General features: G+C 71.5%; 14 protein-coding genes. 4 read left to right on the plus strand and 10 right to left on the minus strand.

Annotation, left to right across the window (positions count from 1 at the left end; genetic code table 11):
• Positions 1–27 precede the first annotated feature (27 nt).
• From M8542_RS33730 to fae, 5 genes are read right to left on the minus strand one after another with little or no spacing between them, the layout of a single operon-like run.
• Complete coding sequence (locus M8542_RS33730; protein ID WP_257924354.1) at positions 28–1,161, minus strand: iron-containing alcohol dehydrogenase family protein; 1,134 nt, start codon at positions 1,159–1,161, stop codon at positions 28–30.
• An 11-nt stretch (positions 1,162–1,172) separates the two neighbouring features.
• The gene (locus M8542_RS33735) at positions 1,173–2,090 is read right to left on the minus strand and encodes an NAD(P)-dependent oxidoreductase (RefSeq protein WP_257924355.1); all 918 of its coding nucleotides are present in this window, start codon (positions 2,088–2,090) and stop codon (positions 1,173–1,175) included.
• A 1-nt stretch (position 2,091) separates the two neighbouring features.
• The gene (locus M8542_RS33740; RefSeq protein ID WP_257924356.1) at positions 2,092–3,582 is read right to left on the minus strand and encodes an aldehyde dehydrogenase; all 1,491 of its coding nucleotides are present in this window, start codon (positions 3,580–3,582) and stop codon (positions 2,092–2,094) included.
• Entirely contained in the window at positions 3,570–4,679 is a 1,110-nt protein-coding gene (locus M8542_RS33745; RefSeq protein WP_257924357.1) for a mandelate racemase/muconate lactonizing enzyme family protein, read from the minus strand. Before M8542_RS33745 ends, M8542_RS33740 begins: the two co-directional genes overlap by 13 nt.
• Complete coding sequence (gene fae / locus M8542_RS33750) at positions 4,676–5,209, minus strand: formaldehyde-activating enzyme (RefSeq protein ID WP_257924358.1); 534 nt, start codon at positions 5,207–5,209, stop codon at positions 4,676–4,678. The genes M8542_RS33745 and fae overlap by 4 nt, the downstream gene beginning before the upstream one ends.
• 143 nt (positions 5,210–5,352) lie before the next feature.
• Here fae and M8542_RS33755 point away from each other — a divergent pair, with 143 nt between their 5' ends.
• From M8542_RS33755 to M8542_RS33770, 4 genes are all read left to right on the plus strand, one after another.
• Positions 5,353–6,168, plus strand: a complete 816-nt coding sequence (locus tag M8542_RS33755; protein ID WP_257924359.1) for an IclR family transcriptional regulator — start codon at positions 5,353–5,355, stop codon at positions 6,166–6,168.
• Between the two features lie 81 nt (positions 6,169–6,249).
• On the plus strand, positions 6,250–7,713 hold the full coding sequence (locus tag M8542_RS33760) for an NAD-dependent succinate-semialdehyde dehydrogenase (protein WP_257924360.1): 1,464 nt from the start codon (positions 6,250–6,252) through the stop codon (positions 7,711–7,713).
• 22 nt (positions 7,714–7,735) lie between these two features.
• A complete protein-coding gene (locus tag M8542_RS33765) occupies positions 7,736–9,082 on the plus strand; it encodes an MFS transporter (RefSeq protein ID WP_257924361.1) in 1,347 nt (448 codons plus the stop codon).
• Positions 9,083–9,173: 91 nt separating this feature from the next.
• Positions 9,174–9,914, plus strand: coding sequence for a ribonuclease activity regulator RraA (locus M8542_RS33770; protein WP_257924362.1), 741 nt, complete (start codon positions 9,174–9,176; stop codon positions 9,912–9,914).
• Here the strand turns inward: M8542_RS33770 and M8542_RS33775 are convergent.
• The 5 genes from M8542_RS33775 to M8542_RS33795 form a co-directional block, all read right to left on the minus strand.
• Complete coding sequence (locus tag M8542_RS33775) at positions 9,911–11,173, minus strand: mandelate racemase/muconate lactonizing enzyme family protein (protein WP_257924363.1); 1,263 nt, start codon at positions 11,171–11,173, stop codon at positions 9,911–9,913. The genes M8542_RS33770 and M8542_RS33775 overlap by 4 nt on opposite strands.
• Positions 11,170–13,176, minus strand: a complete 2,007-nt coding sequence (locus M8542_RS33780) for an ABC transporter permease (RefSeq protein WP_257924364.1) — start codon at positions 13,174–13,176, stop codon at positions 11,170–11,172. The genes M8542_RS33775 and M8542_RS33780 overlap by 4 nt, the downstream gene beginning before the upstream one ends.
• Positions 13,173–14,597 (minus strand): ABC transporter substrate-binding protein, encoded by a 1,425-nt coding sequence (locus tag M8542_RS33785; RefSeq protein ID WP_257924365.1) that lies wholly within the window; start codon positions 14,595–14,597, stop codon positions 13,173–13,175. The genes M8542_RS33780 and M8542_RS33785 overlap by 4 nt, the downstream gene beginning before the upstream one ends.
• A 72-nt stretch (positions 14,598–14,669) precedes the next feature.
• Positions 14,670–15,818: a Gfo/Idh/MocA family protein gene (locus tag M8542_RS33790; RefSeq protein ID WP_257924366.1), complete on the minus strand. Its 1,149-nt coding sequence runs from the start codon at positions 15,816–15,818 to the stop codon at positions 14,670–14,672.
• Positions 15,819–15,864: 46 nt separating this feature from the next.
• On the minus strand, positions 15,865–16,599 hold the full coding sequence (locus tag M8542_RS33795) for a FadR/GntR family transcriptional regulator (RefSeq protein ID WP_257924367.1): 735 nt from the start codon (positions 16,597–16,599) through the stop codon (positions 15,865–15,867).
• Positions 16,600–16,647 lie beyond the last annotated feature (48 nt).

The following is a 16,647-nucleotide window of genomic DNA, read 5'->3' on the forward strand; positions in this document are numbered from 1 at the left end:
CTCTCCCCGATCGTCGCACGGCCACCCTCAGTGAACCGACCGCAGCAGTTCCGCGACCTCCGTCTCCGACGGCAGCCGGGGCGCGTTCTTCGTGACGGCGTCGGCGACCGCGTCGGCCGCGATCGCCGGGATGTCGTCGCGGGTGACGCCGAGTTCGCGCAACGGCCGCTTGATCTCGATCGCGCCCGAGATCTCGCGGACGGCCTCGATCGCCGCGGTCGCCCAGTCCGGGCCCGGCACGTGCAGCGCGCGAGCCGTCGCCTCGTAGGCCTCCGCGGCGGCCGTCGCGCTGAAGGCCATCACCTCCTCCAGCACCGCGGCCAGCGCGACGCCGTGCGGGGTGCCCGTGTGCGCGGTCAGCGCGTGCCCGATGCCGTGGACCAGGCCGAGCCCGGACTGGGTGAGGGCGTGCCCGGCGAGGTGCGCGCCGAGCATCAGCCCGGACCGCGCTTCGAGGTCGGCGCCGTCGCGGTAGGCCATCGGCAGCCAGCGCCCGACCAGCGTGACCGCCTGGGTCGCGTACGCCGCCGAGAACGGCGTCGATCCGCGGGACGCCAGCGACTCGATGCCGTGGACCAGCGCGTCCAGCCCGGTCGCCGCCGTCACCCGGGCAGGCAGGCCGAGGGTCAGCTCCGGGTCCAGCACGGCGATCCGGGGCCGCACCGACGAGTGTCCGATGTAGACCTTCCGGCGGGCGCAGACGTCTTCGGTGACGCCGAACCCGTTGGTCTCCGCGCCGGTGCCCGCCGTGGTGGGGACCGCGATCAGGGGCAGGCCGTCGCCGGCGTCCCACAGCCGGTCCGCGTCCGCCGCGGCGGCGCCGGGGTTCCCCGCCAGCAGCGAGATGCCCTTGGCGGCGTCCAGCGCGGAGCCGCCGCCGAGCGCGACCACCACCGCGTCGCCGAACGACCGCAGCGCCGCGGCGCCGCGGTCGAGTTCCGCCGTCGACGGGTTCGGGCCGACGTCCTCGTGGACGGTGTGCTCGATCCCGGCCGTGGCCAGGATCTTCTCGACGCGCTCGACGATCCCGGTGACCCGCAGGCCGCGGTCGGTGACCACGAACACCCGGATGTGGCCCAGCGACTCGACGAAGCCGGGCAGCTCGGCGACGACCCCGGGACCGTATTCGGTCCGGCCGGCCGGCTCGACGGACAGGCGCATGCTGGTCTCCTTCAGACGACCGGGACGGCGGGCAGGGGCAGCCGGAAGTGCTGTCCGGCCCAGGTTTCGTACAGCCGGACCGGGCTCATCTCCCCGGCGAGATCGCCGTAGGCCGCCTTCGCGCGGCGGAAGATCTGCTCCACGAGCGCCGACAGCTCGGCCGGCACGCCGACGTCCCGGGCGAGGTCGACGGCCAGGCCGAGGTCCTTGCAGGCCAGCACCATCGCGAACGAGTCGTCGTAGTCGCCGTCCGCCAGCACGGACAGCACGTCGTGCTCGAGGAAGTGCGACGCTGCCGGGCTGGCCAGCAGCGCCGAGCGCAGCACGCCGAGGTCGACGCCCGCCTTGACCCCCATGGCCAGCACCTCGGACGCGGCCACCAGGTGGCTGAACCAGAGCAGGTTGATCATCAGCTTGACGGTGTAGCCGTGCCCGGCCGCGCCGACGTGCAGGATCTTCTCCGGGGCGCCGAGGATCTCCAGCAGCGGCAGCGCTTCGCGGAAGTCGCCCGCGTCGCCGCCCACGAAGATCTGCAGCGTGCCGGCCTCGGCCCCGCGGGCCATGCCGCTGACCGGCGCGTCGAGCCGCCGGACGCCTCGCGCGTCGAGGGCCTCTTCGGCGATCCGCCGGGCCGCCGCGGGCGTCGAAGTCGACATGTCCATCCACAGCGCGCCGGGGGCGAGCGCTTCGGCCGCTCCCCCACGCAGGAGGACGTCCTCGACGACGCGCGGGGTCGGGAGCATCGTGATGAGCACGTCCACGCCCTCGGCGCAGGTGGCGGGGCTGTCCACCCAGCGTGCGCCGAGGTGGAGGTGCTCCAGCGCCGCCTCCGAGCGGGCGTCGTGCACGGTGACGTCGTGGCCGGCGAGGATCAGGTGCCGGGCCATGTGGCGGCCCATGTTGCCGAGGCCGATGAAACCGATCTTCATGCTAGGTCTCCGGGAGGTTGAGCCAGGTGGTCTTGAGGGCGGTGTAGGCGTCGAGGGCGTGCAGTGACTTGTCGCGGCCCGCGCCGGTGGCCTTGAAGCCGCCGAAGGGCGTGATCACGTCGCTGGCGTCGAAGGTGTTTATCCAGACCGTGCCCGCACGCAGCCGCTTCGCCACGCGGTGCGCGGTCGTGACGTCGCGGGTCCAGACCGACGCGACCAGACCGAAGTCGGTGTCGTTGGCCAGGCGGACGCCTTCGTCGGGTGAGCCGTCGTAGGTCAGCACGGACAGCACCGGGCCGAAGACCTCTTCGCGCTCGATGGTCGTGCCGGGGCGGACGTCGTCGACGATGGTCGGTTCCAGCGTCAGGCCGTCGTGGGTGCCGCCGAGCACGACCTTGCCGCCTTCGGCGCGGGCGGTGTCGAGGTAGCCGAGGACGCGGTCGAGCTGGACGTCGTCGACGAGCGGGCCGAGCACGGTCGCCGGGTCGAGCGGGTCGCCCGGCCGGAACGTCTCCCCGGTGATCTTGACGACCTCGGCGAGCAGCTGGTCCTTCAGCGCGGCGGGGACGATCACCCGCGAACCGGCGTTGCAGGTCTGTCCGGCGTTGTAGAAGATGCCCCACGCGACCGCGGAAGCGGCCGCGGGGAGGTCGGCGTCGGGCAGGATGAGCTGCGGCGACTTGCCGCCCGCCTCCACCGCGACCTGCTTGCCGTTGGACTCCCCGGCGTAGACCTGGAACAGCCGCGCGACCTCGGCGGAGCCGGTGAAGGCGATCTTGTCCACGTCCCTGTGCCGGCCCAGGGCCTGGCCGACGACCTCGCCGCGGCCGGGGACGACGTTGAGCACGCCGTCCGGCAACCCGGCCTCGCTCGCCAGCCGGGCCAGCAGCAGCGCGGCCAGCGACGTCTGCTCGGCGGGCTTGAGCACGACCGAGTTGCCGGTGGCCAGGGCCGGGCCGAGCTTCCAGGACGCGATGAGCAGGGCGTAGTTCCACGGCACGACCGCGCCGACGACGCCGAGCGGCTCGCGCGTGATCCAGGCGAGGGCGTCGCCGCCGGTCGGGGCGACCTCGTCGTAGGTCTTGTCGATCGCCTCGGCGTACCAGGCGATCGTCTCGGCCGTCTTGGCGACGTCGACGCGCTGCGACTCGCTGATCGGCTTGCCCATTTCGAGGGTGTCGAGCAGGGCCAGCTCGGTCGTGTGCGCGGCGATCGTGTCGGCCCAGCGCAGCAGGACCGCCTTGCGCTCGCGCGGGGGCAGGTCGCGCCAGCGGCCGTCCTCGAAGGACTCGAGAGCCGCCCGCACGGCACGGTCGACGTCTTCCTCGCTGCCCGCGGGGATGCGGGCGATCTCACGGCCGTCGCGGGGCGACACGCTCGGGAAGGTTTCGTCCGAAGTGGACTCCACGTGCCTGCCGCCGATGAACGGCCGGGTCTCGGGCGTCAGCGCTGCCGCCGCCGCGATCCAGTCCTGGTGGGTCAGATCCGCCACCGGTCCACCGCCTCCTCGTCCAGTTCGATGCCGAGCCCGGGCCGCTGCGGGACCTCGAGCTCGCCCGCCGCGGTGATCATCACGGGCTCGGCCAGCATGAAGTCCCGGCGTTCCGGCGTCCACCCCGGCGGGTCCCAGGGGAACTCGAAGTACGGGCCGCCGCCGACGCCGGCCGAAACGTGCAGGTTGGCCAGCACGCCGATGCCGTTGGTCCAGCTGTGCGGGGTGAACGCGCGGTGCTTGAGCTGCGCGAGCTCGGCCAGCGTCCGGGCCCGGTGCATGCCGACCGCGAGCACGACGTCCATCTGGTAGACGTCGAGGACGTCGTCTTCGAGGTAGCGCAGCAGCTCCGGCACGGAGTGGTGCATCTCCCCCGCCGCGATCCGGACACCGGGGTTCTCCGCGCGAAGCGTCTTGAAGCCGTCCAGGTCGTTATACGGCAAGGGTTCTTCGACCCAGAAAACGTCCAGCTCGGCCAGCCGGCGGACGAGCTTGCGCGTCTTGGCCAGGTCGGACGCGGGCGCGGTGTCGCCCGCCATCCGCCAGGACTGGTTGAGGTCGACCATGATCTCGAAGTTCGGCCCGAGCGCCTCGCGGACCGCGGCGACGGCCGCGACGCCGTCGTTGACGCGGTCGCGGTCGATCCGGATCTTCATGGCGCGGAAGCCGGCCTCGCGAGCGCGCAGGGCCGTCTCGACGCGCTCTTCGGGCGCCTTCAGCTCGGCCGAAGAGGCGTACGCGGGCAGCGAGCGGGCGGAGTTGCCGAAGAGCGTCGCGACCGGCAGGCCCGCGACCTGGCCGATGATGTCCCAGAGCGCGACTTCGAGGGGCCAGAAGCAGCCACCGTGGAAGTTGGCCGTCTCGATGGCCTTGACGTGCCGGACGATGTCGAGGGGGTCCTCGCCGAGGAACAGGTGCTCGACGGCCGCGAAGCCGGCCATGGTATCGCCGGAGCCGATGCCGGTGACGCCGTCGTCGGTGTGCACGCGCACGATCGTGGCGTCGAAGTGGCGGCGGGGATCCGGGTCCCAGGCCGCGCGCAACGGGGGGTCCAGCTCCAGCCGCAGGTGGTCGAGGGTGATGGCGGTGATCTTCATCGGGCCACCGCCTCCGGGGCCGGTGTGTAGAAGGGGTTGGCGGCGCCCACGCGTGCTGCTTCGCGCACTTCGGCGAGCGTCGGGGTGCCTTCCACCGCCGCGCGGATCGCCCGGGCGGCGGCTTCGCGCTGGTTGGCGAAGGACTCGTCGAGGTCGTTCACGGCGGGGTTCACCCAGATGGCGGCGATGATCAGCAGGGCGCCGGCCTCGTCGGCGGGGAGGTCCCCGGCCTCGACGGCGTCGACGACGCCCTGCGCGAGCCCGGCCTGCGCGGCGCCCCAGGTGGCCCGCTGGTGCAGGTCGGTCTCGGCCGCCGCCTTGGGCACGAACAGCGTCGGCGGCTGGACCGGGACGGACGGGCGCAGCACGGTCACGAAGGGCACGTGCCCCGCGCTGGGCGTGGCGAGCGCGGTCGCCCACGCGGCTTCCACCGGTCCGCCCCGGCGGCCCAGCACGATGTTCGTGTGGGCGGCGTTGGCGCCCTCGCCGACGAAGGCCTCGCCGATGAGCGCGGTGGACGCGAATGTCATGGGTGCTCCAGGTCGATGGGGGGTGCGGCGGGATCGACGGTAAGAGCGCGCGGAAACCGCGAGCAAGTCCCACCCGGACATTGCAACGCGGGTTGCGCTCGCGCCAACTCGCGCCCTTGCGGCCGGTTGCTAATTTCGGGGACATGACATCCCCGGACGACGGTGCCCGGCACCAGGGGCACGGCCTCCGCCGTGACTTGGGCCTGTTGGAGGCGCTCGCCTCCGCCGAGGCGCAGCACGCCGGTGAGCTGGGCGTGGTCCGCCTCGCCCAGCTCACCGGCCGCGAGAAGAGCCAGGTCTCCCGCGCGCTCAAGGCCCTCGCCGAGGAGGGCGTCGTCGAACGTGATCCGGACACCCTCGGCTACCGGCTGGGCTGGCGGCTGTTCTCGCTGGTCGCCCGGACGGTCGAAAACCGGCTGGCCCGGACCGCCGAGCCGGTGATGCGGGAGCTGTCGGCCGAGCTCGAAGAGACCAGCCACCTCTGCGTGCTGCGCGAGCAGGAGGTGCTCACGCTGCTGTCGGTGTCCGGGCACTCCTTCCGGGTGCACGGCTGGGAAGGCCGCGGCGTGCCGGCCCACTGCACCTCGGCGGGCCGGGTCCTGCTGCTCGACGCCACCCCCGACGAGCTCTACGTCCGGTTCCCGGCGCTGACCGACGACCGGCCACGGTCCGAAGTGCACTCTTTGCCCGAACTGTGGGCGAAGATCCAGGAATCCCGGCGCGACGGCTACGCCCGGGTCCGCGAAGAGTTCGAAGCCGGCCTGGTCGGGGTCTCCGCGCCGATCCGCGACTTCCGCGGCCGGGTCGTCGCGGCGCTCAACATCTCCGCGCCCGCCGGACGGCTCGGCGAACGCCTCGACTTCGCGGGGCGCGTCACGGCGAAGGCGGCGGCGACGGTGTCCGCCCACCTCGGCTGGGAGGCCCGGCCCCAGCCGCCGCCCGAGGCCCGCCTGACCTGAGTTGCCCGGAGCGCAACCAGCGTTGCGAAATCCCGGCTTCCCTTGTCGCGATGGGGTTTCCGCTCCTAGGTTCCTTCGACCATGGACATCGACGCGCTCGCGAAGACCGGCGAGACCCGGGACCTCGTGCTCGGCACCACCCACCGGCCCGCCTCGGACGGCCGCACGTTCCCGGTGCACGACCCCGCCACCACCGAGGTGATCCGCGAAGTCGCCTCGGCGTCCGCCGAAGACGCCGAGGCCGCGGTCGACGTCGCCGCGGCGGCGGCGGATGCCTGGCGCGAGACGCCGCCGCGGCGCCGGTCGGAGATCCTGCACGCGACGTTCGAGGCGATGCGCGAGCACGCTCCGGCGCTGGCGCGGCTGATCACGCTCGAGAACGGCAAGGCCTACCGCGACGCCCTCGCCGAAGTCGGTTACGCCGCCGAGTTCTTCCGCTGGTCCGCCGAGGAGTCCGTCCGGATCGGATCGTCCTTTTCGGACGCTCCCGGCGGCGGGTACCGGCACCTGGTGCGGCGGCGCCCGGCCGGGATCGCGGCGTTCGTGACGCCGTGGAACTTCCCCGCCGCGATGGCCACCCGCAAGCTCGCGCCCGCACTGGCCGCCGGCTGCCCGGTGCTGCTCAAGTCGGCACCCGACACGCCGCTGACCGCGCTGGCGATCGCCGGCCTGCTCGCCGAGTCCGGGCTGCCCGCCGGGGTCTGCACCGTGCTGCCGACCGATCGCGCCGCCGACGTCGCCGGGACCTGGCTGCGTGACGGCCGGGTCCGCAAGTTCTCCTTCACCGGCTCGACGGGCACCGGGAAGCTGCTGCTTAAGCAGGCGGCCGAGAACGTCGTCAACGTGACCATGGAACTGGGTGGCAACGCGCCGTTCGTCGTGTGCGCGGACGCCGACGTCGACGCGGCCGTCCGGGGCGCGATGGACGCCAAGATGCGTGGCGGCGGTGAAGTCTGCATCGCGGCCAACCGGTTCTACGTCCACGAGTCGGTCGCCGAGGAGTTCACCGCGAAGTTCGCCGCCGCGATGACGTCCGTCCCCATCGGTCCCGGTCTCGACGAGGGCGTCGGGCTGGGCCCGATGGTCAACGCGGCGGCGGTGACCAAGATCGGCGAGCTGGTCGACGACGCCTTGGCGCGCGGTGCGCGGCTCGTCGCCCGCGGCCCGGTGCCCGACGGCCCTGGCTGGTTCGTGCCGGCGACCGTGCTCGACCGGGTCCCGGCGGACGCGCGGCTCCTGCACACCGAGGTGTTCGGGCCCGTCGCGCCGCTGACGACGTACACCGACGAGGCGGCGATGCTGGCCCGTGCCAACGATTCCGCGTACGGGCTCGCCGCCTACGTCTACTCCCGCGACCTCTGCCACGCGCTGCGGATCGCGGACCGGCTGGAGACCGGCATGGTCGGCGTGAACCGCGGCCTGCTGTCGGATCCCGCGGCCCCGTTCGGCGGGGTCAAGCAGTCCGGACTCGGCCGGGAGGGCGGCCGCGAAGGGATCGAAGCGTTCCTCGAAACCACTTACCACGCGGTCGACTGGCCCGCGTGAGCCGCAGAGAACAGGACAGACCATGGCAGCGTTGCCCGGCACCCACTCGCCCGAAGTCTCCGCGCCGGCCCGGCGCCTGCGCACCAAGCTGAAGCTGGCCACCCAGATCGGCGAAGGCATCGACGGCTACATCCTCGGCGGCCTGGGCGCGGCCCTGCCCGCGATCAGCACCGACCTGCACGTCACGGACTGGACGGCCGGGCTGATCGGCGCGTCGGCCCTCGTCGGCATCTTCGCCGGCGGCCCGCTCTTCGGCTGGTTCGCCGACCGCTACGGCCGCCGGATCGTCTTCCTCACCGACATGCTGATCTTCCTCGTCGGCTCGGTCCTGCAGTTCTTCGTCACCGACGCCTGGCAGCTGTTCGCCATCCGGCTCCTGATGGGCATCGCGATCGGCGGCGAGTACGCGATCGGCGCGCCGCTGCTGTCCGAGTACGCCCCACGCCGAAACCGGGGCAGGCTGCTGGCGAGCCTGGAGGTGAGCTGGTACGTCGGCTACATGCTGGCGTTCGCCGTCGGCTACGCGTTGTCCGATGTGGACGGCGGCTGGCGCTGGACGCTCGGCAGCAGCACGGTGATCGCGGTGGTCTGCCTGGCCCTGCGCGGTGGCGTCCCGGAGTCGGCGCGCTGGCTGCTCAGCAAGGGCCGCCGCGCGGAGGCCGAGGAGCTGATCGACCGCTACGACATGGACGTCGACGTCGAAACCGAGCTGGCCGACACCGAGAGCCGCAACAGCCTGCGTGCCCTGTTCACCCGCGAGCACCTGCGCAGCACGGTCTTCGCGGGCACGTTCTGGGCCGCGCTGGTGCTGCCGTACTTCGCCATCGGCACGTTCTCGCCCCAGGTCCTCACCGCGCTGGGCCTCGGCGACAACGCGCTGGCGGGCTCGTTGGCCAGCAACGGCTTCGCGGTGCTCGGCGTGGCGACCGGGTGCCTGCTGGTCGAGCGGATCGGCCGCCGGAAGCTGCTCATCCCGCCGTTCTGGATCACCGCGGTCGCGCTGGCCCTGATCGGGTTCTGGCCGTCGGCCCCGCTGGTGGTCGTGATCCTCTGCTTCCTGGTGTTCTCGTTCCTCAACGCGGCGTCGAGCGCCCTCACGGCGGTCTACCCGCTGGAGGTGTTCCCGACGGCGATCCGCAGCACGGGCGTCGGTTTCGCGACGGCGATGAGCCGGGTGGGCGCGGCCATCGGCACGTTCCTGTTCCCGATCGCCCTGAACCACCTCGGCGTCGGCCCGACGCTGCTGATCGGCGCGGCGGTGCTGGCGCTGGGCGGGTTGGTCTCGCAGCGGCTGGCACCCGAGACGACCGGGCTGGACCTCAGCCACGCCGCCCGCGCCGCCCACGGCGTGCCCGTACCGAAGGAGTGAGCCACGATCGGTCTTGTCCCGGCGGGGAAAGTGGCTAGGCTCGGATCGAGAACGCAGGCACGGTCAGCGCGGATCCGAGGGAGCTGCCGACGTGGTCGAGACGCCCGACATCGTTCGCCCGCCCGCCGAGCTCAGCGCGGCGCTCGCGGCCATCGGCAGCGCGACCGCCAGCGGCGAGCTCAGCCGCCTGGGGATCCGCAGCGCGTTCATCCGCGGCCCGGTCACCTGGACTCCCGGGGTGCGCGTGGCCGGACCCGCGCTGACACTGCAGTTCCTGCCCAAGCGGGAAGACCGGTACCCCGTCGACGAGTACGAGGAACCGGAAAAGCAACTGCACCGGCACGTCATGTACCACACCCGGCCCGGCGACATGATCGTCGTCGACGCGCGTGGCGACCTGGAGAGCGGCGTGTTCGGCGAGATGATGCTGACCTACTTCAAGGGCCGCGGCGGCACCGGGGTGGTGATCGACGGCTGCCTGCGGGACATCGGTGAGGCCAAGCAGCTCGGCCTCGGGTTGTGGATCCGCGGTGCCACCCCGAACTTCCACGCCCAGACCGGCATCGTCCCGGCCGCCGTCAACGTGCCGGTCGCGTGCGGTGGCACCGTCGTCGAGCCGGGCGACATCGTCGTCGCCGACGACGACGGGGCCGTCGTGGTGCCGGTCAAGCTCGCGCCCGCCCTGGTGGCCCACGCCCGGGAACACGCGGAATGGGAGGAGTTCTCCCGGATCCGGCTGTCCGAAGGCGGCGACCTGCGGCGGTACTACCCGCTTTCGGAGGAGGCCCGGCCCGAGTACGAGCGGTGGCGCGCCGAACAGGACACCGCCTAGCTCCACAGCCGGTCGTGGCTCGACTCCCGGTCCCAGTGCGTTGTTTCGGCGAAGAACACCGGATCGCGCGGATCGAGGTGACGGCGGACCAGTTCCTCGTCGAGGTCACCGAACCCCAGCCCCGGCGTGTCCGGCACGGTGATGTGGCCGGCGCGGATCAGCGGGCGGGGCAGGCCGGTGACGAGGTCGCTCCAGAACCCGACATCGGCCGCGTGGTGTTCGAGGGCGAGGAAGTTCTCCGTGGCGGCGGCCAGGTGCACGCACGCCATCGTCGCGATCGGCGACGCCGCCAGGTGCAGCGCCATCGCGATCCCGCGCTCCTGCGCGTAGTCCCCGAGCCGCTTGGTCTCCGCGATCCCGCCCGCCGTCGCCGGGTCGGGGTGCACGACGCGGATGGCGCCCGCGTCCAGCAGCGGCCGAAAGCCCTCCACCAGGTAGATGTCCTCCCCCGTGCACGTCGGGACGGCGACCGCCTCGGTCAGCTGCCGCCACTGGCCGGTCAGCTGCCACGGGATCAGGTCCTCGATCCACGCCAGCGTGAACGGCTCCAGCGCGCGGCCGATCCGGATGCCCGAGTCGAGGGCGATGTGGCCGAAGTGATCGGCGGCGAGGGCGACGTCGTAGCCGACGACCGACCGCACGACGTCCACATAGGACGCCAGGTGGTCGACACCTTTCCCGGTGACCTGGATGCCGGTGAACGGGTGCATCGTCGTGGTGTCCGACCGGGCACCCGGCGGGGCGATCAGCGCGCCCGGCACATCCCAGAGCAGGTCGATGCCCACGTCCATCTTCAGCATCGTGAACCCGCGCTGCTTGCGCTCCAGCAGCCGGGCGCCCAGCTCGTGCGGGTCCGGCAGCGACGGCGTGTCCGCGTAGCACCGGATCTCGTCCCGGAACCGGCCCCCGATCAGCGCGTACGCGGGCACGCCGTACGCCTTGCCGGCCAGGTCCATCAGCGCCATCTCGACACCGGAGACCCCGCCGCCCTGGCGGCCGTGGTGCCCGAACTGCTTGATCTTGCGGAAGATCTTGTCGACGTTGCACGGGTTTTCGCCGACGAGCCGGCTCTTGAGCATCAGCGCGTAGGTGGCACTGGCCCCGTCGCGCACCTCGCCGTACCCGACCAGGTCCTGGTTCGTGTCGATCCGGATGAGCGACGACCGGAACGGCACTCCGGTCAGGGTGGCCACCCGCAGGTCGGTGATGCGCAGGTCACTCGGCCGCGACGCCGTCGCGACGTGCTCCTCGGTGATCATCCCTTCACCGCCCCGGCGGTGAGGCCCTCGGTCAGGAACCGCTGCCCGAAGCCGTACATGAGCACGACCGGGATGCTGACCAGCAGCGAGGCCGCGGCCAGCTGCCCCTGCGGCACGACGTCGCCGAAGATCATCGACTGCATGCCGACCGGCAGCGTCTTGTTCTCGTCCTTGGTGATGAACACGAAGGCGAACAGGAACTCGTTCCACGCGTTGGTGAGCGTGAACAACGCGACGGCGAGCAGGCCCGGTTTGGCCAGCGGCAGCACGATCCGGCGGAACGCCCCGAAGCGCGTGCAGCCGTCGACCAGCGCGGCCTCTTCGAGGTCGGCCGGGATCGACTTGAAGTAGCCGACGAGCAGCCACGTCGCGAACGGCAGGGTGAACGTCGGGTAGGCGAGCACCAGCGACCACAACGAGTCGTTCAGCCCGATCCCGCTCACCAGCTGGTAAAGCGGGATGAACAGCAGCGCGCCGGGCATCACGTAGGTGAGCAGGATCGTCACGGTGAAGCTCTCCGAACCGCGGAACTTCAGCCGGGCCAGCGCATAGCCCGCCAGTGCCGCGCAGACCAGGGCGATCGCGGTGGACGCGACCGACACCAGGATCGTGTTGACGTACCACGTGCCGAACGCCCCCGTGAACAGGTTGGTGAACTGCTCGGTGGTCCACGGGGTCGGCCAGAGGTCGTCGGTGCGCGCGACGATCTGGTCGTCGGACTTGAAGGCCGTGATCGTCATCCAGTAGAGCGGGGCGAGCACGAAGCCCAGCAAGCCCACCAGCGCGATCCCCGAGCCGGTGCCGCCGACCAGGCGTGCGGCAAGCCGGTTGCCCCGCGCGGCGAACACGGAGACGACCCGGCCGACCGCGGCCGCGAGCACCACGAACACGCCCAGCACGAGCGCGGCCTTCCAGACGATGTGCGGTGACGCCCAGACCAGCACGAGGACCGTGGCGACGACGATCACCCACGGCAGCGCCCGGCGCTGCCCGAGGGTCAGCCGCCGTCGTCCGAGATCGGGCGCACCCGGCCGGTCGTCGCGGCGCATCAGCCGCACGAGGATCGCCACGAGGACGGCGATGGCCGGCAGCATCACCAGCGTGACCGCGGCGCCCGCGCCCAGCTGCAGCTGCTGGATGGCCTTGGAGTACGCCACCATCACGTACGGGGCGGTGGCGTCCCCCGGCCCGCCCTGGGTCATCAGCCAGATCAGGTCGAAGTTGTTGAACGTCCAGATCGACGACAGCAGCACCGTCACGATCATGACCGGCCGCAGCCCCGGCAGCGTGATGTGCGCGAAGCGCTGCCACGGCGAAGCGCCGTCCACCATCGCCGCTTCGTGCAGGCCGCTGTCGATGGCCTTGAGCCCCGCGAGGAACGTCACCGTGAAGAACGGGATGCCCTTCCAGACGTTGACCAGGATCACCGCCGGCATGGCGAGCGAAGGATCCGACAGCCACTCCGCGGGCCACTTGTCGACGAGCCCGGTCGTGGCCAGGAACGGCCCGATCCCGGAGTCGGTGAGCAGGACGTTGACGCTGCCGAAGATCGGGTCGAGCAACGACCGCCAGGTGAAGGCCGTGACGACCGTCGGGATCACCCACGGCAGCAGGATCACCGCGGCGACGAGCGCCTTGCCGCGGCGCATGTGGTGCAGCAGCAACGCCGCGATCAGGCCGAAGGTCACCTTGAAGATCTCGGCGTAGGCGGTGAAGACGAACGAGTTGAGCACGCCGTGGTGGAACAGGCCGTCGCCGACCAGGGCGGTGTAGTTGTCCAGCCCGACGAAGACCGTCTCGGCGCCGTGGCGTTCGGTGGTGCTGGTGAAGACCGAGCTGACGATCGGGGCCAGGATCAGGCCGGCGACCAGCACCAGCGTCGGCCCGACGAACACCGCGGCCAGGCGCCAGTCGCGCCCGAGCAGCCGCTGGGTGGGCGTGAGCGAGGAGGACGCGCTCGGCGCCGGCCGGACCGGCGCCGAGCGTGGGCGGAGGACCGTCACTGCCGGTAGCCCTGCTGCTCGAAGATCTGCACGATCCGGCCGTGGGTCGCGGCGACGGCGTCGGCCGGCTTGGTGCCCTGGATGACCGACTGCATCATGTCGGTCAGCAGGTACGCGGCGAGGGTCGCCTGCTCGCCGGGGCTCGGCGCCTGGGGGAACGCGTAGCCGGTCCTGGTCTTCAGCGGGAGCTGCACGCGAGTCTGCTCCCGCAATGCTGGGTAAGCCGGGTCACCGGTCGTGTAGTACGGGTCTGAGTCCCACACCTTGCTCCACGACGGGTTGACCAGGCACGGTGCCTCCTTCGCGACCCCGAGCAGCGCGGTCCCGCCGACCATGAACTTCGCCACCAGCTTGGCCAGGTCGGGGTTCTTCGCCCCCTTGAACACGACGAACGAGTTGGACTCCCCGAAGGCGAGTGGCTGGTCGATCGCCGGTCCGGTGGCGCCGTTGAACACGTGGGTGTTGGCGTAGACCGGGTTCTTCTTGGTCTTGGAGTCGGCGTAGACGCTGAACTGGTTGAGCGTCAACCCCAGGATCTGCGCCAGCCAGTTCTCGTTGTTGCTCGAGTCGGTCCAGCTCCCGATCCCGGGTGGCAGCATCGGCTGGTACTTCGGGTTCGTGTAGATGTCGCCGATGAACGTGACGGCGGCGACGGTCTCCGGCGAGTTGAACACCACCTTCGTGCCGGTGTTGTCCGCGATCGCCCCGCCGTAGGTGTCGATGACGTTCTGGATGAAGCCGTTGGCGTCGCCGGAGCGGTTCACCGTGAGCCCCCAGCCGAAGCGCCGCTTCGCGGGGTCCGAGACCGCCAATGCGTTGTCGCGCAGCTCTTCCCACGTGTAGTGGGGCTTGAGCGGGAGCCCCTTCTCCTGGTACCAGTCCTTGCGCAGGTACATCCCGGACGCGATGAAGTGGTAGGGGATCGCGAACCAGCGCCCGTCGAACACGCAGTAGTCGTTCGCCTCCGTCGCGGGATCCCCGTAGAGCGGGCGCATCGCGTCGACCACGGCGGTGACGTCGGTGAGGGCGCCGAGGTTGTGGAGCTGGCCGACGAACCGCCGGTCGCTCACGAACGCGAGATCGCGGTTGGTGCCCGCCTTCACGTCGGCGTCCATCTTCGCGACCATGTCGCCCGCGTCGCCGGAGACCAGGTCGTTGCGGATCGTGGTCCCGGTGGCCTGCGCGAACACCTGCAGCGATTTGTCCAGCGCCTTGTTGGCCGCCTCGGAATACAGTTTCTGCGAAAGCATTCCCACCGACCCGCCGCGCAGCCCGGCGGCCTGGTCGAGCAGCTCTTGGGGGACCTGGACGTCGACCTGCGGCGCGGGTGCGGGACCGCCCCCGCAGCCGGCGAGGCCGAGCACGCCCAGCGCGCTCACCCCGAGGAAGGTGCGCCTCGACAGGTCGTTCTTCTCTTCCATGACAACTCCTCATACCGACGGGGCGACGTTGCGACCGGCGGGACAGCGAGGCGATTGCCACGCTGTGAGTCTTCATGCGGCGAAGGACGCCGTACTGCTGATGCGTTGTCCCGGCAGCCCGTCGAAGAGCCCGGTCGAGCCGCGGGGCCGCCAAAGCGGCACCGGGCCCGCGCCGGGCACGGGGTCGAGCGCCAGTACCGCCGCCCGTTCCGCGGAGTCGAACGCCCGCTGGACGACCATCGTGTTGGCCACGCTCTGGGCCACGCTGCCGACCGGCCGCACGCCGAACTGGACGGCGTCGGCGAAGTCGACGAGCTCCGCGCGGTAGCCGTTGTCGCTGCCGCGGAAGACCGTCGTGTGGGTGGTGGCGTCGGAGCTGCTGCGCGTCACGCGGCGCTCCGCCTCGGATCCGGCGAGCACGAGCACGCCCTCGGTGCCGTAGAGCCGCATGTCGTTGGGTTCGGGCGGGACCGGGATTTCGGGGAAGGACGCGGTGTAGTTGCCGATGGCGCCTCCGGTGAAGACGAGGTTGAGCGCGAGGTCCGACGGTGCGTCGATCGTGCTGTTGGCCGCCTGCACGGCACCGTGCACCTGCGCGACATCGCCGCAGAGCAGCCGGATCTGGGCGATGTGGTGCACGCCGAAGTCGAGGTGCACCCCGCCGCGGTACTGCGGCCGCTGCCGCCACGGCGTGCCGGTGAACCCGCCCGCCCGGGGCACCGACTGGCCGGCGTGCCGCCACGCCATCAGGTGCGGGCGGCCGATCGCGCCGTCGTCGAGCAACGCGCGGGCGTAGCGCAGGTCGTCGCGGTAGAAGTAGTTCTCCCCCACCACGAACGTGCGGTCCGGGTGCCCGGCCGCCAGCATCAGGAAGGCCGCGGCCTGCGCCGCGTCGGCGCCGGCCGGCTTCTCGCAGAACACGTCCTTGCCGGCCGCGAGCGCGTCGCACGCCACCTCGTACAGGTGCGGGATCGGCACCGAGATCAGCACGGCGTCCACGTCTTCGCGGGCCAGCAAGGTGGTTCGGCCGGCGACGGCCCGGGCCGGATCGACCCCGCTGTAGCCGGCGAACCGCGTGCACTGGTCGGCGGAGGCGTCGGTGAACGCGGTGACGACGTACCGGTCGGTGAGCCCGCGCAACGCCGGCCAGTGCAGCTTCTCGACCGCGAGCCCGGTGCCGATCAGTCCCAGCCGGATGGGCGGGATCGCCGATGCTGCCATGCCTCGTCCGTCCTCGTCATCGGTTCCGGATCGATCGTGCAGTGTGCTAGCGACGCTTGTTCCGCTGCTTCTTCTCCGCGAGGAGCGTGGAGTAGTTGTTGCTGAGGTGCTCGCGCATCGCCGCGCGGGCACCCTCCGGATCGCGCGCCACGAGCGCCTCGTAGATCTTCCGGTGCTGGGCGGTCGCGCGACGCAGCCCGGCCGGCGCCTCGTTGGTGACGCGCCTGCTGGCCGTGCCGAGCCAGCGGGCGGAGTACATGATCCGGTCGAGGATGCGGTTGTCGGCCGCCCGGCAGATCTCCATGTGGAACTCGTGGTCGACCTCGAGGTAGGCCTCGGGATCCGCCTCGAGCGCCGCCATGCGGTCGATCTCGCCCTCGAGCCGTTCCAACGTCTCGTCGGTGACGGCGGCCGCGGCCATCGCGGCCAGTTCGGGTTCGAGCAACGCGCGCATCTGGTGCAGCTCCTGCAGCAGCTCGTCGACGATCTCGGGCGGCAGCCACTCGATCAGCAACGGGCTCAGGTAGTCCCACTCCGCGCGGGGGCGCACGACGACCCGGCGGCCCTGCGCGACGTCGACGATGTCGAGCGAGGCGAGGATCTTGAGCGTCTCCCGCGCCACGACGCGGGACACCCCGAACTCCTGGGTGATGTCGAGCTCCGACGGGGCCCGGCCGGCTTCGAACCCGCCGCCGACGATGCGCCGGGTCAGGTGGGCCGCCACCTGCACCGGAAGGGTCCGGACCTTGACAGCGTCCAGAGACTCTTGTCTCCTTTGCATGTGAGCAGCTTATAGGACAAGTTGGACGTCGCGTTAGTCCGTTCATAC

The organism is Amycolatopsis iheyensis (assembly GCF_024703995.1).
Lineage (GTDB): Bacteria > Actinomycetota > Actinomycetes > Mycobacteriales > Pseudonocardiaceae > Amycolatopsis > Amycolatopsis iheyensis.

Coding starts and splice junctions, on each gene's coding strand:
- M8542_RS33745 (WP_257924357.1), bottom strand. CDS start 4,679: ATGAAGATCACCGCCATCACCCTCGACCACCTGCGGCTGGAGCTGGAC.
- fae (WP_257924358.1), bottom strand. CDS start 5,209: ATGACATTCGCGTCCACCGCGCTCATCGGCGAGGCCTTCGTCGGCGAG.
- M8542_RS33730 (WP_257924354.1), bottom strand. CDS start 1,161: ATGCGCCTGTCCGTCGAGCCGGCCGGCCGGACCGAATACGGTCCCGGG.
- M8542_RS33790 (WP_257924366.1), bottom strand. CDS start 15,818: ATGGCAGCATCGGCGATCCCGCCCATCCGGCTGGGACTGATCGGCACC.
- M8542_RS33755 (WP_257924359.1), top strand. CDS start 5,353: ATGACATCCCCGGACGACGGTGCCCGGCACCAGGGGCACGGCCTCCGC.
- M8542_RS33775 (WP_257924363.1), bottom strand. CDS start 11,173: ATGATCACCGAGGAGCACGTCGCGACGGCGTCGCGGCCGAGTGACCTG.
- M8542_RS33785 (WP_257924365.1), bottom strand. CDS start 14,597: ATGGAAGAGAAGAACGACCTGTCGAGGCGCACCTTCCTCGGGGTGAGC.
- M8542_RS33795 (WP_257924367.1), bottom strand. CDS start 16,599: ATGCAAAGGAGACAAGAGTCTCTGGACGCTGTCAAGGTCCGGACCCTT.
- M8542_RS33760 (WP_257924360.1), top strand. CDS start 6,250: ATGGACATCGACGCGCTCGCGAAGACCGGCGAGACCCGGGACCTCGTG.
- M8542_RS33735 (WP_257924355.1), bottom strand. CDS start 2,090: ATGAAGATCGGTTTCATCGGCCTCGGCAACATGGGCCGCCACATGGCC.
- M8542_RS33765 (WP_257924361.1), top strand. CDS start 7,736: ATGGCAGCGTTGCCCGGCACCCACTCGCCCGAAGTCTCCGCGCCGGCC.